At 69.8% G+C, this 19,922-nt stretch carries 21 protein-coding genes; 13 read left to right on the forward strand and 8 right to left on the reverse strand.

The genetic code is table 11. The annotated features are described in order from the left end of the window. Positions 1-24 precede the first annotated feature (24 nt). Positions 25-1,239: an MFS transporter gene (locus tag ACXJJ3_RS39835; RefSeq protein ID WP_458167196.1), complete on the reverse strand. Its 1,215-nt coding sequence runs from the start codon at positions 1,237-1,239 to the stop codon at positions 25-27. Continuing rightward, the gene (locus ACXJJ3_RS39840; protein ID WP_458167197.1) at positions 1,229-1,804 is read right to left on the reverse strand and encodes a helix-turn-helix domain-containing protein; all 576 of its coding nucleotides are present in this window, start codon (positions 1,802-1,804) and stop codon (positions 1,229-1,231) included. The genes ACXJJ3_RS39835 and ACXJJ3_RS39840 overlap by 11 nt, the downstream gene beginning before the upstream one ends. A 135-nt stretch (positions 1,805-1,939) precedes the next feature. On the opposite strand from ACXJJ3_RS39840, the gene ACXJJ3_RS39845 reads away from it, so the two are divergent. Both ACXJJ3_RS39845 and ACXJJ3_RS39850 read left to right on the forward strand, forming a co-directional pair. Continuing rightward, positions 1,940-2,761 carry an alpha/beta fold hydrolase gene (locus ACXJJ3_RS39845; protein WP_458167198.1) on the forward strand — a complete coding sequence of 274 codons (822 nt, stop codon included), beginning with the start codon at positions 1,940-1,942 and terminating at the stop codon, positions 2,759-2,761. 159 nt (positions 2,762-2,920) lie between these two features. Continuing rightward, positions 2,921-3,718 carry a MarR family winged helix-turn-helix transcriptional regulator gene (locus tag ACXJJ3_RS39850; RefSeq protein ID WP_458167200.1) on the forward strand — a complete coding sequence of 266 codons (798 nt, stop codon included), beginning with the start codon at positions 2,921-2,923 and terminating at the stop codon, positions 3,716-3,718. On the opposite strand, the gene ACXJJ3_RS39855 is transcribed toward ACXJJ3_RS39850, so the two are convergent. Continuing rightward, a complete protein-coding gene (locus tag ACXJJ3_RS39855) occupies positions 3,712-4,263 on the reverse strand; it encodes a DinB family protein (RefSeq protein WP_458167201.1) in 552 nt (183 codons plus the stop codon). The two genes, ACXJJ3_RS39850 and ACXJJ3_RS39855, sit on opposite strands and share 7 nt — an antisense overlap. A 95-nt stretch (positions 4,264-4,358) precedes the next feature. Between ACXJJ3_RS39855 and ACXJJ3_RS39860 the strand changes: the two genes are divergently transcribed. The 6 genes from ACXJJ3_RS39860 to xylA all read left to right on the forward strand — a co-directional run bounded on the left by ACXJJ3_RS39860 (position 4,359) and on the right by xylA (position 11,150). After that, positions 4,359-5,675 carry an amidohydrolase gene (locus ACXJJ3_RS39860; protein WP_458167202.1) on the forward strand — a complete coding sequence of 439 codons (1,317 nt, stop codon included), beginning with the start codon at positions 4,359-4,361 and terminating at the stop codon, positions 5,673-5,675. A gap of 30 nt (positions 5,676-5,705) precedes the next feature. Continuing rightward, positions 5,706-6,503: a dienelactone hydrolase family protein gene (locus ACXJJ3_RS39865; RefSeq protein ID WP_458167203.1), complete on the forward strand. Its 798-nt coding sequence runs from the start codon at positions 5,706-5,708 to the stop codon at positions 6,501-6,503. 262 nt (positions 6,504-6,765) lie between these two features. After that, the gene (locus ACXJJ3_RS39870; protein ID WP_458167204.1) at positions 6,766-7,446 is read left to right on the forward strand and encodes a hypothetical protein; all 681 of its coding nucleotides are present in this window, start codon (positions 6,766-6,768) and stop codon (positions 7,444-7,446) included. 89 nt (positions 7,447-7,535) lie between these two features. Then, complete coding sequence (locus ACXJJ3_RS39875; protein WP_458167205.1) at positions 7,536-8,765, forward strand: ROK family protein; 1,230 nt, start codon at positions 7,536-7,538, stop codon at positions 8,763-8,765. A 76-nt stretch (positions 8,766-8,841) separates the two neighbouring features. Then, positions 8,842-10,005, forward strand: coding sequence for a Gfo/Idh/MocA family protein (locus ACXJJ3_RS39880; protein ID WP_458167206.1), 1,164 nt, complete (start codon positions 8,842-8,844; stop codon positions 10,003-10,005). Continuing rightward, on the forward strand, positions 10,002-11,150 hold the full coding sequence (gene xylA / locus ACXJJ3_RS39885) for a xylose isomerase (RefSeq protein ID WP_458167207.1): 1,149 nt from the start codon (positions 10,002-10,004) through the stop codon (positions 11,148-11,150). Before ACXJJ3_RS39880 ends, xylA begins: the two co-directional genes overlap by 4 nt. On the opposite strand, the gene ACXJJ3_RS39890 is transcribed toward xylA, so the two are convergent. Beyond that, positions 11,151-12,206 carry an epoxide hydrolase family protein gene (locus ACXJJ3_RS39890; RefSeq protein WP_458167208.1) on the reverse strand — a complete coding sequence of 352 codons (1,056 nt, stop codon included), beginning with the start codon at positions 12,204-12,206 and terminating at the stop codon, positions 11,151-11,153. 54 nt (positions 12,207-12,260) lie between these two features. On the opposite strand from ACXJJ3_RS39890, the gene ACXJJ3_RS39895 reads away from it, so the two are divergent. Continuing rightward, on the forward strand, positions 12,261-12,563 hold the full coding sequence (locus ACXJJ3_RS39895; protein WP_458167209.1) for a hypothetical protein: 303 nt from the start codon (positions 12,261-12,263) through the stop codon (positions 12,561-12,563). After that, on the forward strand, positions 12,560-13,285 hold the full coding sequence (locus ACXJJ3_RS39900) for a YqjF family protein (RefSeq protein WP_458167210.1): 726 nt from the start codon (positions 12,560-12,562) through the stop codon (positions 13,283-13,285). Before ACXJJ3_RS39895 ends, ACXJJ3_RS39900 begins: the two co-directional genes overlap by 4 nt. Here the strand turns inward: ACXJJ3_RS39900 and ACXJJ3_RS39905 are convergent. Next, on the reverse strand, positions 13,224-13,955 hold the full coding sequence (locus tag ACXJJ3_RS39905; RefSeq protein WP_458167211.1) for a hypothetical protein: 732 nt from the start codon (positions 13,953-13,955) through the stop codon (positions 13,224-13,226). The genes ACXJJ3_RS39900 and ACXJJ3_RS39905 overlap by 62 nt on opposite strands. 66 nt (positions 13,956-14,021) lie before the next feature. On the opposite strand from ACXJJ3_RS39905, the gene ACXJJ3_RS39910 reads away from it, so the two are divergent. Both ACXJJ3_RS39910 and ACXJJ3_RS39915 read left to right on the forward strand, forming a co-directional pair. Further along, the gene (locus tag ACXJJ3_RS39910; RefSeq protein WP_458167212.1) at positions 14,022-14,516 is read left to right on the forward strand and encodes a MarR family winged helix-turn-helix transcriptional regulator; all 495 of its coding nucleotides are present in this window, start codon (positions 14,022-14,024) and stop codon (positions 14,514-14,516) included. A gap of 117 nt (positions 14,517-14,633) precedes the next feature. Continuing rightward, the gene (locus ACXJJ3_RS39915) at positions 14,634-14,804 is read left to right on the forward strand and encodes a hypothetical protein (protein WP_458167213.1); all 171 of its coding nucleotides are present in this window, start codon (positions 14,634-14,636) and stop codon (positions 14,802-14,804) included. On the opposite strand, the gene ACXJJ3_RS39920 is transcribed toward ACXJJ3_RS39915, so the two are convergent. From ACXJJ3_RS39920 to ACXJJ3_RS39930, 3 genes are read right to left on the reverse strand one after another with little or no spacing between them, the layout of a single operon-like run. Further along, the gene (locus tag ACXJJ3_RS39920; protein WP_458167214.1) at positions 14,794-15,498 is read right to left on the reverse strand and encodes a GNAT family N-acetyltransferase; all 705 of its coding nucleotides are present in this window, start codon (positions 15,496-15,498) and stop codon (positions 14,794-14,796) included. The genes ACXJJ3_RS39915 and ACXJJ3_RS39920 overlap by 11 nt on opposite strands. A gap of 23 nt (positions 15,499-15,521) precedes the next feature. After that, entirely contained in the window at positions 15,522-16,103 is a 582-nt protein-coding gene (locus ACXJJ3_RS39925; RefSeq protein WP_458167215.1) for a GNAT family N-acetyltransferase, read from the reverse strand. After that, the gene (locus ACXJJ3_RS39930; protein ID WP_458167216.1) at positions 16,100-16,894 is read right to left on the reverse strand and encodes an SGNH/GDSL hydrolase family protein; all 795 of its coding nucleotides are present in this window, start codon (positions 16,892-16,894) and stop codon (positions 16,100-16,102) included. The genes ACXJJ3_RS39925 and ACXJJ3_RS39930 overlap by 4 nt, the downstream gene beginning before the upstream one ends. Positions 16,895-16,937: 43 nt before the next feature. Here ACXJJ3_RS39930 and ACXJJ3_RS39935 point away from each other — a divergent pair, with 43 nt between their 5' ends. Further along, on the forward strand, positions 16,938-19,883 hold the full coding sequence (locus ACXJJ3_RS39935) for a sacsin N-terminal ATP-binding-like domain-containing protein (protein WP_458167217.1): 2,946 nt from the start codon (positions 16,938-16,940) through the stop codon (positions 19,881-19,883). The last annotated feature ends 39 nt before the right edge of the window (positions 19,884-19,922 follow it).

Genomic DNA, 19,922 nt, shown 5'->3' on the forward strand with positions numbered 1-19,922 from the left:
CCTTCTTGGCCGCCGACGGTGGTACTAGAGCTCGGCCCGGCGCACTGACTTGCTCGCGGCGATCAGCGCCGCGAGCAAGCAGACCAGCGCGCAGCCGGCGAAGAACACCCCAGTTCCCCAGACAGCGGCGACCACGCCGGTGATCGGGTACAGAAGTGGGCTGAGGCCGACGGTGGCGAGAGAGGTCAGCGAGCTCACCCTGCCGAGGTAACGAGGATCGGTCTTACGTTGGAGTAAGGCGTTCCCGAGCGCCGAGGTGGCACCACTGATCGCTCCGAGCACGGCAGAACCGGCGATCAGCACGCCGGCTGTGGTCAGCTGCCCCAAGATGCAGAGCAACGCGGCCGTTGCCAGCAAGGAACCTACGAGCGCGATACCTGCGCGCCAGACGCGGGGCAGAGCAGTGAATAGAATCCCGGCGACGACGCCACCAATGCTGAACGCGCCGAGCGTCAACCCCAGAACGGCTGCGGCCCAATGGCGTTCGGCGGTCAGTAGCACCAGACCGACGCCAACTGGACCGCTGAAGCACAGCTCGCCCAGTCCGACCACTGCAACCACGCGGCTCAGTTGCCGGTTTCGTCGGAGGTACAGCAGTCCGTCCTTGAGATCGGCGAATGGCGAGCCTGTCGCTCGCTCTCCGGCTTGGATCGGGTTCAGGCGCACCGCAAGCAGAAGACCGACAGACAGGCTGAACAGCACGCCGACCAGCCCGAACCCTGCAGCGACTCCGGCGGCGGTCAACACCGTCGCTGCGATCATGGGACAAGCCGCGTTGCTGAGCCGAACCGCCAGCATTCGCAGTCCTTGAACCCGGCCGGCTTGATTCTGGTCGGTGAGTCGTCCGGCCAGTGCCCCCACTGCAGGCATGAACAGGGCGTCGATCAAGCCGAAAACCAGTGCAACCGCGACCAGTACTGGTAGTCCGGCCGCCGTGAAGTGCAGCAGCGCGGCAGCGCCGAAGACGATCAGACAGCGAGCCAGATCGCTGCCGATCACTACTCGTCGCGGGCCGTAGCGGTCGGCGATCACACCGCCGAACAGCATCAGCACCGCCCGGGGGATGGCTCCGACGGCCAGCACCGCGCCAACCTGGGCGGGGCCCGCCATCTGGGTTACCGCCCAGGTCAGGGTGAGAAAGAAGACGACGTCGCCGCCGACCGACGCGGTGTAGGCCGTCGCCCAGCGCAGGACGTTGCTGTCCCGGTAGGCGACACCGGGATTCGTGCTAAGCGTCATCGTCGGGCTCAAGCAGTGGAAATGCGTGCAACTGAAGGGCTACAGGCACGCCTGCACCGTCATCGCGGTCGCGGTACTTCAGGATCACCGCAGCCAGCTCGGCCTTCGCCTCGTTGAGCTCCGCCGGAGTCAATCGCAGCGTGTAGTTGCTGAAGATCGATGCCCCGTACCACTCGTCAGGCAGTAGCGGCGCGGTGTAGGAGAGTCGTCGCAGCTGCTCGCTGTACGCGAGCAACACCGCATGCAGGTACGCCCGGCTGTCTGCGCGCTCATCGGGATCGCTGTCCGCGGGCAAGTGGACCGACGACCGATGCCGAGCCCGCCACCAGCGGTCGCGCCGGGTGCCACGCTCGAGGTCCTCTTCGATCAGACCTCCGTCCGCCAACCGCCGCAGGTGATAGCTCGCTGCACCCGAGTCGATCTCGTACTGCGCCGCAAGCTGCCGCGCCGTCGCAGGACCACGTTGCCGCAGATGCTCCAGCAAGGTCAGCCGCATGGGATGGGCCAGCACCCGCAGGGCCGCCGCATCCAAGACGATGTCGCCGGACGGCGTCTGATCGCTCATTGGCCCACTCTAACCCAGAAGAAGTCTTCGCGAATATTTCTTCTGCATTGAGCGAAGTGTGCATACCGCCATCCACCGACAGGTCGCCAACCTCTGCGTCGCCCTCGGAGCCGCGGGGTCGGGCACACTCCCGGAATGCGAGTGGCTGTCGGCGACGTGTCTCTGTACTTCGATGTTGACGGGTGTGGCTTGGCTGCTCTCGAGGACGCGATGGTGGCGCGACCGACGCTTGTGCTTCTGCACGGGGGACCAGGTGCGGATCACAGCTTGTTCAAGCCGGAGTTTTCGGCGCTCGCCGATGTTGCCCAGGTGGTGTACCTCGATCAGCGTGGTTCCGGCCGGTCGGACCGCAGCGAGCCGGGGCAATGGACGTGGACGCGTTGGGCGGACGACGTCGCAGCGTTCTGCGACGCGCTCGATGTGCGTGCTCCGGTGCTGGTGGGTTCGTCGAGTGGAGGCAGGGTCGCGATCGAGTGTGCTGCTCGGCATCCGGACTTGGTCGCGGGCCTGGTCTTGGAGAGCACACTCGGCGTGCCGACCTCGCTCGAGGAGAGCCTGGAGGTGTTCGAGCGGCGCGGAGGGCGGGTGGCGCGGGATGCTGCCGCGAGGTACTTAGGCGGTGACACCAGCCCTTCAGCGGCCAAGGCATGGGCAGAGTTCGGCTTGCCGTCGTACGCCGGTGCTTCGGACGGTGGTATGGCCTCGCGCAGGGCGCGGGCGCTGATCAACGACGAGGTACAGGCGCTTTTCCGGGCGGGCGGCTGTGGGCCGACTGACGTGCCCGCGGCTCTCGGGAGTGCTGTGGTCTGTCCGACGTTGGTTCTGGCGGGGGTGGGGCATGGTGTGTTTCGTCAGGCGCCGGAGGAGTCCTTCGATGTGGTGCGTGGGTTTCTTCGCGACGTTGTGGGTGCGCGGCTCGGCGGCGGTGGGCTCGGGTCAGGCAGCACCGTGACGTAGGTGCAGAGCACTCGTCGAGCGGCCAAGCCTTTTTCGGGCGGTGGGTGTCGAATCTGGGGTGAGGTGTTCGTCGCATGGGGGAGAGGGTGTCCGGGAAAACGCCGAGAGCGACTGAAGGAGATGGTGATGATGGCGCACCCGCTGACGAAGGTTCATCGGATGTCGGAGTTCACCGAGCCGATCGGGACTGTCACGTTCTCCGATGTGCCGAACGACGAGTTCTTGGCCGTGGGGATGCGTAACTACTGGGACGGGTATTTCGCGGGGCGGGCCGCGCCGCTGGGGTTGGCGCCGGCTGGGGTGGTGCATTCGGTGTTCTACAACTTCGCGGATGGCGAGGTGGCGCGGCATATTCCGTGGGTCTGGGGGAAGATCACGCCGGAAGATGCGCTCGCGGTGCGGGAGCGGGGGAGTGCGAAGGCGCTGCGGCTGCTGATCGGGGACGAGCTGGCCGGGGCGGCCGGGTTGGTGCGGGCCGGTGAGCTTGCGACGCGGGCGGCGTACAGTGCGCCGACCGAGGGGCGCGTGCTGTACGCGGGCCTGCGGGCGCTCGACGTACCGGAGGAGCCGGTCGCCAAGCTGTGGCATGCGGCGACGCTGCTTCGGGAGCATCGGGGTGACGGGCACAACATCGCGCTGGTCGCGCACGGGATCGGCGGGACCGAGGCGCATGTGCTGGCGGCGCTCTCGGTGGGGATGCGGGCGGAGGAGTTCGGCCGGGTTCACCATCTGCCGAAGGCGCAGCTGGCCGGTGTCGTCGACGGGCTCCGCGACCGTGGGCTGGTGGACGCTGCCGGCGGATTCACCGACGCCGGAAGCAAGCTGAAGGCCCGGATCGAAGCGCTCACCGACGAGCTCGCGGCGCCGGCGTACGACGTTCTCACGGCGGCCGAGCTGGATGAACTGATCGCGCTGCTGGAGCCGATCGCCGCTGCGCTGGAGGCCGCCGACTACTGACGATGGAGGTAGAGGTCGCGGAGAAGGCAGATCTCGGCGCCGTGGTGGATGAGTTCGACGTTCGAGTAGAGGATCTTCTTCGCCATCGGTGCGTCGGCGAAGGCGGGCGGCCAGCCTTGGGGTCGGGCGAGTCCTTCGGTGCCGAGGCTGCGGACCCCGTCGAGCCAGGTCGCGTACTCGGCGTCGAGTTGCCGTAGGGCTTCGTCGGCGGTGCCGGCGTAGTGGTAGGTCTCGATGCCGATGGCTTCGCTGCTGAAGCGTTTGCCGTTCGTCGACGCGAGTCCACCGGTCAGGTGCGCCATCCGCCAGGCGATCGTCGTGACCGGTTCGGGGTCGTGGGGCGGGTCGGCGTAGTCCATGGTGAACTCGCCGCCTCCGAAGGAGATCGGCGCTGTGCTTTCACCGCGCCGGCTGAGTGTCCAGCAGCCGGCGACCGGTTGCCAGAAGTACTCGTCGTCGCTCAGTCCGTCCAGCCGGGGACGAAGCCGCTCCTGCCAGTGCGTGCCGATCTGGTCGACTACTTCGGCATTCCAGTCAACGTCCATTCGCAGACGGTAGCTGTCGGACGGTCCTCGGGCGATGAGTGAGGGAGACTGGGGAACTCTGCCTCGGTCGACGGGAGGACGGTATGGCGCGGTTGGTGATTCGGAATGTGGCGGTGCTCGTGGTGCCGGAGGTAGGTGAGTGCCGGGTCGACGAGGGGCAGGACATCCACATCCAGGACGACCGCATCGTCGCCATCATGCCGACCGGCGGTCAGGTGCCCGACGCGGAGGTGGTGGACGGGGCGGGGCTGCTGGCGGTGCCGGGGCTCGTCAACTCACATACCCACAGTCCGATGGTGATGATGCGCGGGGCCGCGGAGGATCTGGCGATCGAGGACTGGTTCAATCGGCGGATTTGGCCGATGGAGGTGAATCTGACGCCGGAGCGGGTCCGGGTGGGCGCGAGGCTGGCATGTGCGGAGATGTTGCTGGGCGGGGTGACGACGTTTGTCGATCACTACTTCCATGCGGATCAGATCGCGGCGGCCGCGGTCGAGGCGGGGATTCGGGCGGATCTGGCGCCGACGTACTTCTCGTCGACCGAGCAGGACATGGACGCCGCGTTCGAGGTGAGCCGGGAGCTGCGGAGCCTCCATCCGCGGATCACCGCGAGCCTCGGCCCGCATGCGACGTACACCGTGAACGACGACGACCTTCGGCGTACGGCGGAAGTCGCGAAGGCGGAGGGGTTCCGGATCCACCTGCACGCGGCGGAGACCGACGACCAGACGCAGGCGTCCGTCGACAGGTACGGCGTGACGCCGGTGCAGGTGCTGGAGCGGACGGGAGTCCTCGACGCGGGCGCGTTGATCGCGCACGGCTGCGGCATCCGGGACACGGACCTGCCGATCCTGGCGCAGTACGCGGACCGTACGACGGTGACGTCCTGCCCGAAGGTCTACCTCAAGCTCGCGATGGGCGAGGTCACCCCGATCAAGGGACTCCAGCAGGCGGGCGTCAGCGTAGGCGTCGGCACCGACGGAGCCGCCGTCCACAACACGCTCGACGTCTGGGAGGCGATCCGGATGGTCGCCCTCACCCAGAAGCAACGCGAGCACGACGCCGAATGGATGACCCTGTCCGACACCCTCCGGCTCGCGACGCGGGGGAGTGCCACAGCGTCCGGTCTCGAAGGACAGGTCGGCGTACTCGAGCCGGGCTACCAGGCCGACATCGCCCTCGTCGACCTCAGCGCCCCGCACAACCAACCGGTCCACGACCCACGCGCCGCTCTCGTGTACTCCGTCCGCGCCGCCGACGTCGTCACGGTCCTCGTCGCCGGCCAGGTCGTCGTCCGCGGCCGCGAACTCACCACGATGGACCTCCAGGAAGTCCTGGCCGACGCGCAAGCCGTAGCGCACACTCTCGTCGATCTGTCCGCAGGCGGTGCGATCCAGCACTACAACCCCTAGTGTCCTGAGTCGGGACACTAGGAGCCCGGCATGACCGCAGACCTGTCGACCTGGCAGCAGGCGCCGTTCAGCGGCGGCGGCCTGACCTACGACTGCTTCGAGAAGGGCGAAGGCCCGGGTGTCGTCCTGATCCCCGAGATCCCGGGTCTCACGCCCGAGGTCGCCGCCTTCGGTGAACACCTGGTCGCGGCAGGTTTCACGGTCGTGATCCCGTCCCCGTTCGGTACGCCGGGACGCCCGGAGACCGCGGCCTACACGCTGGGCGTGATCGCGCGCTTGTGCGTGTCCAAGGAGTTCCGGTGCTTCGCCGCGAATGCCGAGCGGCCGATCACGAAGTACCTGCGTGCGGTCGCGACCGACCTGGCCGCGCGGACGCCGGGGCGTGGGGTCGGCGTGATCGGGATGTGTTTCACCGGCGGGTTCGCACTGGCGACCGCGGTGGAGGACGTGGTGACGGCGCCGGTGCTGAGCCAGCCGTCGACGCCGTTCGCGGTGCGTCCGGTACTGCGCCGCGATCCGGGGCTGTCGCGGCAGGAGCTGGACAAGGTCAAGGAGCGCACGCGCACCGACGGGCTGTGCGTACTGGGGCTGCGGTTCAGCCGCGATCGGATGGCGCCGGCCGAACGGTTCGCGACGCTGCGTGAGCAACTGGGTGATGCGCTCGAGGTGATCGAGCTCGACTCGGGCCTGGGAAACCCGGACGGATACGCCCGCGGCGCGCATTCGGTGCTCACCCGGGACCTGCGCGAGGACCCACCGAACTCGGCGTACCACGCCCGCGCGCGTGCAGTGGAATTCCTCCGCGAACACCTGACAGCAACACCCTGACAACCGTCCGTTCGGAAATGCAAAGATCGCGTTGGGTAACCCCACGATCCTGATCCGGTGGCCCTTCTGTGCGGAAGGCTGTGGATAAACCGGGGGTCGTTCGTTGCTGTCCGCAAAGACGAGGAAGCGATGCGTGACGCCCTCGTTTTCCTCTGGTCCTGAGTGCCGGAACCATGGCACGATCGGCCACCGAGGTACCACAGGGGACTGGGACGAGTGAGGCTGTATGAACGGGCGGACAGCGGAGGACAGTCGGATCCCGATGAACGGGTCCGCGCCGGCGAACGGAACCGGTAACGGTCACACTCCGCAATCAAGCACTCACCTCGAAGCGCCCGGTGAATGGCAGTCCGGGCAGCGTGTCGGGGAGGTTCACCTCGACCCGCCGGAAGACGTCGTTCGCCGGTCCGAGTGGCTGTCGGAGGTCCGTGACCGGCCGCGGGACTCGAACGGTGCGACGCTGCGCCAGTTCAACACCCCGGTCCGGGTCGACGAGATCGCGGTCGCCGCGATGACGCTCGCGGAGGACCTGCAGGCCGCGACCCAGACGATGCCGGAGTCCGTCGAACTGCGGCGGTTCCGGCGCGACCTGGACCACGCCGTGACCACGTTCCGGGACCTGGCCGGCCGCCTGGAGGCGACCGCCGGCAAGCTCGTCCGGCTGGCCGCGAACGAAGGCCAGGCGTGCGGTGTCGGCTGGGGCGTCTGCCCCGAGCACGGCCTGACGCTGATGAACCTCGGCGACACCATCACCTGCCACGTCCTCGGCTGCCACCGCGAGAACGCCGGCGACGTCGAGCGCTGCAGCCACCCGGTCGCGTACCGGGTCGTCGACGCGGCCGGACCGGCGCTGCTCACCTGCGCCGGTCACGCCGTCGCCTGCCGGCTGTACTTCGACAACCCGGTGATCACCGCCACTGCCGACAGCATGGAGCTGTTCTAACGCGTCCCATCACCGCGACCTCTTGACGGTCGTGCGGCCTCGACTTAGTTTGTTGGATCAACAGACTAAGTACCGGGAGGCGGCGCGCGATGGTGATCCGGGGTGTTGCCGCTGACCACGTCGCGCTCCGCCGGAACAACCTCTCGGTGGTACTGCGGCACGTCCACGACCTCGGCCCGCGCTCCCGCGCCCGGATCGCCGAGGAGACCGGGCTGAACAAGGCGACCGTGAGCAGCCTGGTCGCCGAACTCGTCGAACGCGGCCTGCTCCGCGAGGGTTCCGCCGACTCCAGCCGCGCACTCGGCCGCCCAGGCCAGCTGGTGGAACTCGACGGCACCGGCGTCTGCGGTATCGGCGCCGAGATCAACGTCGAGTACCTCGCCGTCGTCGCGCTCGACCTGGCCGGCGACGTCGTCCACGAGCAGCGCGTCCCGGTGGACGTCGCGCACCTCGGCCCCGAGACGACGCTCGACCGGCTCGCCGAACTCGTGCAGGAAGCCGTCGCCGCAGTGGACGCACGGCAAGGCCGACTGGCAGGCGTCACGCTCGCCGTACCCGGTCTGGTCGAAGGCGAGACCGGTGAGCTCAAGCTCGCCCCGAACCTCGGGTGGAACGACCTGTCCGTCGGCAAGGAGATGCGCACCCGCCTCGGCGAACCGACGTACCCGCTGCACGTGGACAACGAGGCGAACCTGGCGACGCTGGCGGCGTACGCCGAACTGCGCGAGACCGGCGAGCTGCACGACCTCGTCCTGCTGACGGGCGCCGTCGGCGTCGGCGGCGGCGTCGTTTCGGGCGGGCACCTGCTCCGCGGCGCGCACGGGTACAGCGGCGAGGTCGGCCACATGCCGGTCGCCCCGGCGGGGCAGGCGTGCGGCTGCGGGCGGACGGGCTGCTGGGAGACCGTCGTCGGGCTGACCGCACTGTTGCGTCAGGCAACGGATCACGACGACCCGGTCCGGGATCCGGCGCTCGACGTCGAACGCCGGCTGGCCGCGGTCGTCCAGCGTGCCGAGGCCGGCGACGTCCGGACCCTCGACGCGTTGCGGGACGTCGGGACCTGGCTCGGTATCGGCGGCGCGATCCTGGTGAACATCCTGAATCCGGCCGTCCTGGTGCTCGGCGGGTACTTCGCTGTCCTCGGCCCGTGGCTGGAGGAGCCGCTGGAGCAGGCGTTGCGTGCCCGCGTGCTGGCACCGGAGGGCGGCGGCTGCCGGGTCGTCCGGTCGGACCTCGGCTTCGGCGCGGCGGTTCGCGGCGGCGCGCAGATCTGTCTCGACCAAGTATTCGCCGACCCGACACAGCTAGGAGAGTCATGACCGAACGAAGTGAGGTCATCAATTCGATACAGTCGACTCGTGCCTCATCGGCGCCCGGAGCGAAGCGAGGACGCCGATGAGTGACCTGGGCATCGGCCTGATCGGTTACGCGTTCATGGGCGCGGCCCACTCGCAGGCCTGGCGGAGCGCGCCGCGCTTCTTCGACCTGCCGCTGGAACCCGAGATGAACGTGTTGTGCGGCCGCAACGCCGAGGCCGTCCAGGCGGCCGCGGCCAAGCTCGGCTGGAAGACCACCGAGACCGACTGGCGCAAGGCGATCGAGCGCGACGACGTCCAGCTGGTCGACGTCTGTACGCCGGGCGACAGCCACGCCGAGATCGCGATCGCCGCGCTCGAAGCCGGCAAGCACGTGCTGTGCGAGAAGCCGCTGGCGAACACCGTCGAGGAGGCCGAGGCGATGACGGCCGCGGCGGAAGCGGCCAAGGCCAAGGGAATCCGCTCGATGGTTGGGTTCACCTACAGAAGGGTCCCGGCCATCGCGCTGGCGCGGCAGCTCGTTGCCGAGGGCAAGCTCGGGACGATCCGGCACGTCCGCGCGCAGTACCTGCAGGACTGGATCGCGGACCCGGAGGCGCCGCTGTCGTGGCGGCTGGACAAGACCAAGGCCGGCTCCGGCGCGCTCGGCGACATCGGCGCGCACATCGTCGACATGACGCAGTACATCACCGGGGACACGATCGGCGAGGTCAGCGCGCGGCTGGAGACCTTCGTCAAGGAGCGTCCGGTCGCGGCCGAGCACTCGGGTCTGGCCGGTACCGCCGGCACCGAGCGGGGTCCGGTCACGGTCGACGACGCGGCGGTGTTCCTGGCGACGTTCCGCTCCGGCGCGCTCGGCGTCTTCGAGGCGACCCGGTTCGCGACCGGGCGGAAGAACGCGATCCGGATCGAGATCAACGGCAGCCTCGGCAGTCTGGCCTTCGACTTCGAGGACATGAACCTGCTGCACTACTACGACGCAGGAGACGACTCGAGGACCGCGGGCTTCCGCCGGATCCTCGCCACCGAACCCGACCACCCGTACGTCGCCGCGTGGTGGCCGCCGGGCCACCTGCTCGGGTACGAGCACGGGTTCACCCACCAGGCAGTCGACCTGGTCACCGCGATCGCCGACGGCACCGATCCGGCGCCGTCGTTCGCGGACGGGCTGCAGGTCCAGCGCGTGCTGGCCGCGGTCGAGGCCAGTTCGAACTCACGTCAATGGCAGGAGATTGCGCAATGAGTGACTACACGCCGTCCAAGGACGACAAGTTCTCCTTCGGGCTGTGGACCGTCGGCTGGCAGGGCGTCGACGTCTTCGGTACGGCGGTCCGACCGGCGATGGACCCGGTGCACGCGGTCGAGAAGCTCGCCGAGCTCGGCGCCGCCGCGGTGACGTTCCACGACGACGACGTCGTACCGGACGACAGCACCCGCGACCAGGTGCTCGAGCGGTTCAAGAAGTCGCTCGCCGACACCGGCATGGGCGTCGAGATGATGACCACGAACCTGTTCGCGCACCCGGTCTTCAAGGACGGCGGCCTGACCGCCAACGACCGTCAGGTACGCCGGTACGCGCTGGCCAAGGTACTGCGGAACGTCGACCTGGCGGCCGAGCTCGGCGCGACGACGTACGTGCTGTGGGGCGGTCGTGAGGGCGCGGAGTCCGGTGGGTCGAAGGACGTGCGCGCGGCGCTGGACCGCTACAAGGAGTCGATGGACATCCTGTGCGCGTACGTCCGCGAGCAGGGGTACGACATCCGCTTCGCGATCGAGCCGAAGCCGAACGAGCCGCGCGGCGACATCCTGCTGCCGTCGATCGGGCATGCGATCGCGTTCATCCAGGACCTCGCGGACCCGGAGCTGGTCGGCATCAACCCCGAGGTCGGGCACGAGCAGATGGCCTCGCTGAACTACGCGCACGGGATCGCGCAGGCGTTGTGGCACGGGAAGCTGTACCACATCGACCTCAACGGGCAGCACGGTCCGCGCTTCGACCAGGACCTGCGGTTCGGCGCCGGCAACCTGCGGGAGGCGTTCTGGACCGTGGACGTGCTGGACCAGGGCGGGTACGACGGCTACGTGCACTTCGACTACAAGCCGCCGCGTACCGAGGACGAGGAAGGTGTGTGGGAGACCGCGCGCGCCTGCATGCGGAACTACCTCATCCTGCGGGCGAAGGCGCGGGCGTTCCGCGCCGACCCCGAGGTGGTGCAGGCGCTCGCCGACGCCCGGGTCGCGGAGCTGTCCGAGCCGACCCTGGGTGCGGGCGAGTCGCTGGACGAGCTCCGCAACGCGACCTACGACCGGGACGCGCTCGCCGACCGCGGTCTCGGCTTCGAGAAGCTGGACCAGCTGGCGATGGAGCACCTGCTGGGCGTGCGGTAACTACAGCTTGGCGAAGAAGGCGCGGAGGTCCTCGGTGACGAGTTCGGGGACCTCCAGCGCCGCGAAGTGCCCGCCGCGGTCGAACTCGGTGTAGTGCACGACGTCGAACTCGCGCTCGACGAGCGTGCGGACCGTGCTGTCGTTCGGGAAGACCGCGAGGCCGGTCGGCACCGGGCAGTACGCGACCTGAGCACTCCACGCGGACTGCGCCTCGCGGTAGAGCCGCGCCTGCGAGCCGGCGGTCCGCGTCACCCAGGTCAGCGTCACCGTGTCGAGGATCTGATCGTTGCCGATGGCCCCTTCCCGGTGGCCGTAGTCGTCGAACCACTCGAGGTTCCAGGCGAGCTGTCCGATGGGGGAGTCGAGCAACGAGTACGCGATGGTCTGCGGGCGGGTGCCCTGGATGGCGGCGTACCCGGATCGCTCGTTCTGCCAGCGGTCCAGGCCGCCGAGTCGTTGCTGCTCCGCCTCGGTCAGCTCCTCGCCCCGCGGAAACACGAAGTACCCGTCGAGATGCAGGCCGATCACCCGCTCCGGGACGAGTCGCGCGAGCGCGGGGCCGATCCGGGCGCCCCAGTCGTACCCGTGGACGCCGTACCGGTCGAAGCCGAGTTGCTCCATCAGCGTGATCCAGGCGCGCGCGATCCGGTCGACGCCCCAGCCTTCCGAGGGCGTCACGCCGCTGAACCCGAAGCCGGGCATCGTCGGGATCACCACGGTGAAGTCCTGCGACAGCGCATCGACGACGCCCAGGTAGTCGGAGGCCGCGCCCGGCCAACCGTGCAACAGGAGCAACGGCGTACCGGTACCGGCCTGGACGTAGTGCACCCGCTGACCGTCGATCTCGGTCACGTGCTGTGGATACGTATTCATCCGCTTCTCGAAGCGCCGCCAGTCGTACGACGTGCGCCAGTACTCCGCCACCTCCCGCAGCCGGCCGAGCTCCACGCCGTACGACGAACCGACGCCCGGCAACTGGTCCGGCCAGCGCGCCGCGTCCAGCCGGCGCTGCAACTCGTCCAACTCCGCCTGCGGTACCTCTGCTCGAAACTCCATACCTCCGACGCTAGAAGCAGTACCGGACACCTACTGGCCGCTACGCTCGAAGGCATGAAGTACGTCGCACGCATCGTCGAGGTGCCGGACCACGGCATCAAACTGGAGCCGGTCGACGGGACCACGGTTCCGGAGCAGCCGACCGAGGTGAACCTGCTCGGCATGGCGATCGCACTGGCCCTGGGCGCGGCCGGCTACCGGCACCACACGGAGCAGCGGGACCCGGAGCTGCAGACCTTGGACGCATTGATCGCGGGCGACGCGATCATGCCGTGGAAGCCGGGCGCCGCCGGGTTCCTGGTGTGCGAGCTGAACGACGGCCGGCCGCACTGTGAGGTCCGGCCGAGCGCAGAGTGAGCTGGCCCGACGCACCGCCGTTGCCGCGACCCCGGATCCTCCGGCAGCGGTGGCTCGACCTGACCTTTGTCCATTGGGCTTTCGAGCCCGCGGACGTCGCGCACTTCTTTCCGCCGGGGACGCGACCGGACACCTTCGAGGGGCGGACGTACGTCGGGCTGGTCCCGTTCCGGATGGTCGGCACCGGCTTGCCGCGCGGCCCGGGCGTCCCGTACTTCGGGTCGTTCCTGGAGACGAACATCCGGCTGTACTCCGTCGACGAGACCGGTCGGCGTGGTGTCGTGTTCCTGAGCCTGGACGCGGACCGGCTCGCGGTCGTGGCGGCGGCGCGGTCCGCCTTCGGGCTGCCGTACCGCTGGGCGCGGATGACGCACGAACGCGACGGCAACCACCACAGCTACCACTCGACGGTCCGCGGCTCCGGCGCCCACGCGACCGTCGGCGTCGACCTGGGCGAACGGAGGCCGATCGGCCCGCTCGAGGACTTTCTGACCGCGCGTTGGGGGCTGCACGTCCAGCGCGCGGGGCGGACCTGGTACCTGCCGAACGAGCACCCGCCGTGGATGCTGCACGACGCTTCGCTCACCTCGTTGGACGTGGACAGTTTGCTGCGGTCGGTCGGGCTGGCGCCGCCGGATCGCGCGCCGGATCATGTGGCGTTCAGCGCGGGCGTTCCTGCGGAGTTCGCCGTACCATCAGGTCCTTTGTCTGGTCGGCGATGAAGCCGATGCCGAGCTGACGGGCCCAGCGGTTCACCTCGGTCGCGAGGGCTGCCGATCCGGCCTCGTCGCCCTCGTCGCGGAGCAGGATCGCCATGTGCGCCTGCTGGGCGAGCGCCGGGCGCAGGTGGCCGTTCTGCTGGAAGAGTTCGGTGGACTGCTCCCACTGCTCTCGGGCGAGCTTGAGGTGTCCGGCGGCGTGGGAGTGGTGTCCGAGGTGACGGAGCGCCTGCGCCTTCGTCAGCTCGTCGCCCAGGTGTAGCGCGAGGGTGTAGTGCTCGATGGCTTCCGCCGGTTGCTCGTACACGTTGTCGGCGATCGCGCCCGCCCAGAAGCTCGCCGTACCGCGCCGGGCGTCGTCCGGAGCGTCCTTGATCAGCGTCAGCATCCGGTCGCGGAGGTCGCCGTCGCCCGCGCGGAAGAGTGCGTCGGCGTAGTCCTTGCGGAGCTTGAGCAGCGCGAGATCCCACGAGTCCTCGGGTACGGCGGCGAGCGCGGCCGTGGCGTGGTCGGAATCCTGCCCGAAGTCGCGGTCGACGGCGACCGCGGCCCGGGTCAGCGCGATCGCGGGGTCGTCGGACGGGGTGGCGGCGAGGAGATCGCTCGCGGCGGCCCAATGACCGGCGAGCATCAGCTTGTGGGCGGCGGTGACGACTGCTTCGGCGTGGTTCATGCCGGGAGAGTATTTCGATGTCGAAACATTTGACAACTAACCTTCAGGCGCTGAAAAGTTATCCCGGTGAAAGACTTTGTTGATACCCACGTCGACCTCTGGGCAGGCGAGCTGGCCGACCTCGACCGCGACGTCGAGGGGATCACGGTCCGCCTGCAGGTGGTGTCGCGATACCTCGAGAACCGGCGCGAGGAGGTGCTCGCGGCGTACGGGCTGCAGCTGTGGGAGTTCAAGACGCTGCACATGCTGCGCCGCGGCGGAGCGCCGTACCGCGCGACGCCCGGTCAGCTTGCACGGCAGCTGCGGATGTCCCCGGCGGCGCTGACGAACCGGCTGGACGCGCTCGAGCGGCGCGGATACCTCGAGCGGAGCCACGACCGCGACGACCGCCGCAAGGTGATGGCGACGCTGACCCGCCCCGGCCGCGAGCTGTGGGAACGCGCCATCGGCGACATCCTCCGCGTCGAGAACGAACTGATCCACCAACTGCCCCCGACCCAACGCACACAACTGAACGACCTCCTCCGGCTCCTCGTGCTCGCCGGCGAACAGGACTCCTGACACCCCGCCCCGTCCGCCAAGCCTCGCCCGTCCGCGCAGCCCCCGTCCGCCGGGCGATGTCAAGATCCGCCGGTGGGGTCCGACGTACCTGCGTAAGCGTCGAGAAAGGACGGACCGATGGAACCCCTCAACCTGATGGTGTCGCTCAGCCACTTCGCGAAGGACGGCCGCGAACACCCCCACGGCCTCAGCCAACCCGCCGGGCGCCGGGCCGATCGCCCGGCACCGGTCCCTGGGCGACGGGCCTGGCGCTTCCGGATCCTTGGCTGGCGGACGATCAGCTCGTAATCACCGCGCTGCGCTCCCGGCCGACCTCGGCGAACCCGAACCGGCCGTACCAGGCAGTCAGCTCGTCCGACGTACCGAGCGCGGCATGCGTGCAGCCCGTCGCGGCCGCCTGATCCAGCGCCGCGGCAACAACCGCGGACGCCGCACCGCGACCCCGGTCCTCCTCGGCCGTGGCGACCGACCAGATGTTCGCGGTGTCGCCGGCCGGTACGACGGTCGCCGACGACACGAGCCGCTCGCCGTCGAACACGCCGACGATCTCGCCGGCCCCGTGGAAGAACGCGGTGAGGCCGTCCGGGTCGTCGTACACCCCACCCACCAGGCGCAACAACCGCGCCCGCTCGTCCGCATCCCGGATGATCGCCGACCGGAACTCCGAGCGCTCGGCCGCCGGCCGGTCGGCGAGGTCGCAGAGCATCAGCGGAGCGGTGTTCGAGGACTTCGGGTGGAACGCGTCGACTGCAGTGGCGAGGTCCGCGCGGTCGAGGATCCGCAGGCAGACCTCCCCGCCGTCCCGATGGGCCTGCAACGCCGCGTCCACAGAGCGGGTCAGGGCCTCCGCCGACGGTGCGCTCAGGAACAGCTGGTGGGCGATCTTGCCGCCCGTGCCGGTCCACCAGAAGCAGTCGGCGTCGGCATGCCGTTCCCACCGGAACACCCCTGGCTGCTCGGCCAGGCGACGCCAGCCGGCCACCGCCGCATCCCAGGCCTGGGCGTTCATGGTGGTGGCGGGCGGTAGAGGGCGTAGTGCATGGGGCCGTTGTGAGGGAGTTCGAGTTCGGCAATGACGGTGAAGCCGAAGGACTCGTAGAAGCCCACGTTGGCCGGGTCTTGGGTTTCGACGAAGGTGGGGGAGTGGGCGGCGTCGGCGTGCGCGATGCCGGGTTTGATGACTGCGTGGCCGAGGCCCTGGTGCTGGGAGTCGGGGTGGACGGCGGCGAGTGCCAGGAGCCAGGACGGGCGGCGGGGGTGGAAGAGGGAGATTGCTTGGCCGTACTCCGCGCTGAGCTCGGCGCGGGAGCCGGCTAGCTCCTTGAAAGCGGCGGCATGGGGTGTGAAGGCGTCGGCGGGGAGGTCCGGTGGGAGCCAGATCGCGACGGCGCGGACGTCGTCGGTGACCCAGACGCGGCCGTGCGGGATGCCGATCGCGTTGATGAACAGCCGGTGGTACTGCGTGAGCCGGTCGACGTACCCGTCGGGGTCGAAGCACGCGCGGCTCATCGGGTAGTCGAGCAAGGCCTGCGTCAGCGTGCCGACCGCCGCGTCGACGTCCGCGTTCGTTGCCTCGCGCACCTTCATGACCTGAGCGTCTCCAGGATCAGGTCGGCGACCGCGCGCATACCGGCCGCGTTCGGGTGATACGGGACGAAGCCGCCGAGGTTCGGTGGCAGCATCGTGAACCCGGTGGTCCACGGCGCGGCGGAGCCGATCGCGTGGTCCCGGCTCGCCGCGGACGCCGCGACCAGGTCGGCGCCGGTCGCCGCCGCGGCCTTCGCGAACGCGCCGGCCAGACCGTCGGCCATCATCGCGACGCTCGGCAGCTGCTCCTCGTTCAGCGGTACGTCGAGCCGCGGGCGGGTCGCTGGACCAACCAGGCTGAGGTAGTCGACGAGCAGGACCCGCGCCTCGGGGGACCGTTCGCGGGCGCGCTCGACGACCGTGGTCAGCGCGTCCGTGACGGCCTGGTACGACGCGTCGTCCTTGAGGTAGCTGACCCGCGCGCGGATCCGGTTCGCGACCCGGCGGCCGAGGATCGCGGCGGGCCGGGCCATCGTGTTCAGGAAGCTGCCGCGCAGGAACGTGCCGACGTACTCGAGGTCGTTCCCGCCGCAGGTGATCGTGATCAGCGCGGTGTCCGGGGTGAGCGCGTCGAGCTGCGGCGGCGCGTCGTCCTGGTGGGTGTCGAGCAGGTGCGCGGTGGTGGCGCCGGAGTACGTCACGTCGACGAGTTCGAGGCCGAGCTCGGCGGCCACCAGATGCGCGTAGTTGTTCCCGGACCGGCCCGCCGGCGGATCGACGATCGGACTGATGCCCGGCCCGGCCGCGAACGAGCTGCCGAGCGCGACGTACCGACTGCCGGATGCGATCACCGCACCACGATAGACGACGGACCCGGTCCAGTAACCTGCCGCCGTGAGCGACGACGTGTTCGGTACGGCGGGTATCCGTGAGCGTGTGCTGGCGGCGTGGGCGGCCGCGCCCGTGCGGTTCCGGGAGGATGCGAACGCCGAGGAGGAGCTGGCCCTCGGCGGGTACGCGGACCGGGTGATCATCGAGCTGGCGCAGAACGCGGCCGACGCGGCGTTGCGGGCCGGCGTCCGCGGGCGCGTGCTGTACGAACTGCGGGACAACACGCTCGTCGTCGCCAACACCGGCGAGCCGTTGGATGCCGATGGCGTGCAGTCGCTCGCGACCCTCCGCGCGTCGGCCAAACGCGACGGTGGTGAGGCTGTCGGGCGGTTCGGCGTGGGGTTCTCGGCCGTGCTCGCGGTGTCCGACGAACCGGTGGTGTTGTCGCGCGCGGGTGGGGTGCGGTTCTCGAAGGCGGACACTGCCGCGGCGGTGGGGGAGTTGGCGTCGCTGGAGACCGAGGTACGGCGGCGGGACGGGCAGGTGCCGGTACTGCGGCTCCCGTTCGAGGCCGAGGGGGAGCCGCCGGTGGGGTACGACACAGCGGTGATCCTCCCGCTCCGCGACGAGGCCGCGGTGGTGCTCGTACGCCGTCTGCTCGCGGAAGCCGACGACGCGCTGCTGCTTGCTCTTCCCGGTCTGGAACGCATCGAGATCGAGACCGAGGACCTCCACCGCACGCTGGAGAACGTGGAGTCCCGCTGGCACATCCATCGGTCGACCGGCCTCTTCACGCCCGCCGAACGCGCGGCTCTTCTCGCCGATCGTCCCACCGAAGAACGCTCGCGCCCGGCCTGGTCGATCGTCTGGGCCCTCCCGACCACGGCAGCTGTGCCTGGAGTTGTCCACGCGCCGACCCCCACGGACGAACCGCTCTCACTGCCGGCGTTGCTCTTGGCAACATTCCCGCTGGATTCGACCCGCCGGCACGTGGCGCAAGGCCCGTTGACGGAGCGGCTCGTGCAGGAGGCGGCGACGGCGTACGGCGAGTTGCTGCGGCGGCGGTTCGACGACGGGGACGACGTACTGCGGCTGGTGCCGACCGGTCTCGCGGCCGGCACGGTGGATCGGATGCTGCGGGACGCGATCCGGACGGTGCTGCCCGGCGTACCGCTGCTGCGTGGTGTCGACGGGTCGGTCGTCCGTCCGCGTGACGCGGTCGTCGTGGAGGGCGCCGACGAGCTGTTCGCCGAGGTGCTCGCGCCGCTCGTACCGGGGCTGATCCACGCCCGGCGGGAGGACCGTCAGGCGCTGGATGCCCTGCAGGTACGGCGACTCGAGCTCTCCGAGGTGGTCGACCAGCTCGGGGGAGAGGAGCCGCCGAGCTGGTGGCGCAACCTCTCCACGTCCCTCGCGAACATGGTCGCCGACCCGCTCATCCGCGAGCCCCTCGGCACCCTCCCCGTCCCGCTCGCCGACGGGCGCCTGGTCCGCGGTGCCCGCGGCCTGCTCCTGCCCGGCCCGGAGCTCCCGCTCAGCACCCTCGAAACCTTCACCGGGTACGGCGTCCGCGTCGTCCACCCCGACGCCGTAAGCCCCACCCTCGAACGCCTCGGCGCCGTCCCCGCCACCGCCCGCTCCCTCCTCGAAGACCCCGCCGTCCGCACCGCAATCGAGCACGCCGCCGACGCCGAAGAGCCGGATGTGATCGCGCACGCTGTGCTCGGGTTGGTTGCGGCCGATCCTGGGCAAGCGGAGGGGCTCTGGTGGTTGTCGGATCTGGTACTGCGGGATGCCGACGGCGATCTGGTGCCGGCAAACGCCTTGGTGGTAAAGGATTCCGAAGCGCAGCTCATCCTCGACCCGGACGAGGTCGCGCCGGTCGCGGACGACCTGCTGGGGCGGTACGGGCAGCCCACCCTCGAAGCCGTCGGCGTGCTCGCGACCCTCGGCACGGTCGCCGCCTCCGACGTCGCGCTCGACCAGCTGCCGGAAGCGCTCCAGGACCTCGACGGCATCGACGACTGGGCGTACGACGTGGCCCCGGGCGGATCGCCGTACGGCGCGACTGCCGGCGAGCTGACGGCGATCCGCGACCTCGACTGGATCACCGACGCGAACTGGCCGAAAGCCCTGCAACTACTGGGATCCGACCCCGGCCTGCGGCGCGCCCTCATTACCCAGGTCCGTGTCGTCGGACCCGACGACCGACCACTCGGCGTACCGTCGTACGCCGCCTGGTGGATCCGCGAGCACGTCCTCCTCGACGACGGCGAACCGCTCGCCGGCCGCGCCGACCCGGACGCCGAACCCGTCCTCGCGAGCTTCCTCGACGACGCACCCGACTGGACCACGACGCTCGACCCCGAGGTGCGTACGGCGGCCGGCCTGGTCCGCGACGTCGGTGATCTCGACGCCGACGGCCTCACGTTGCTCCTCGACCGGCTGGCCGACCCGGACCGCGCCGTGGACGCCGCCGCGATGCTGCGCCTGTGGAACCGGCTCGGCACCCTCGCCCTCTTCCCGGGAGACGCGTCCGACCAGGTCCGCGTCCTCGACGACGCCGGCACCCGGGTGATCGACGCGGACGGCGCGGTCGTCGTCGACGGGCCGATGTGGCTGCAGCGCACGGACCTCGGCGGTTTCGTGGTCGGCTCCGGCGCGGCCGCGGACGGGCTCAGCGACCTGTTCGACGTACCGCTCGCCCACGAAGTTGCCGAAGGCAAGATCAACGGCTCCGGTACGGCGGCCGACGTACCGGAGCTGGTCCGCGAACTCGTTCCCGAGGTACCGGCGATCTGGTGGGAGCACGAGGAGCTGACCGTCGACGGCGTCGAGGTCTCCTGGTGGGTCGACGCCGACGGCGCCCCGCACGCGGCCACCTTCGACGGCCTCGCGAAGGCGCTCGCGTGGGCGTCCGGCCGCTGGGACCGGCGGCACGTGATCCGCGCGGTTCTCAACGAACCGGACCGGTCCACCGAGCTTCTGGTCGACGCCGTCTTCGACTGACCGGAACCGGCCGCTCGACACGCCGCGTGACGGCGGTTG

The organism is Kribbella sp. WER1, from assembly GCF_054189145.1.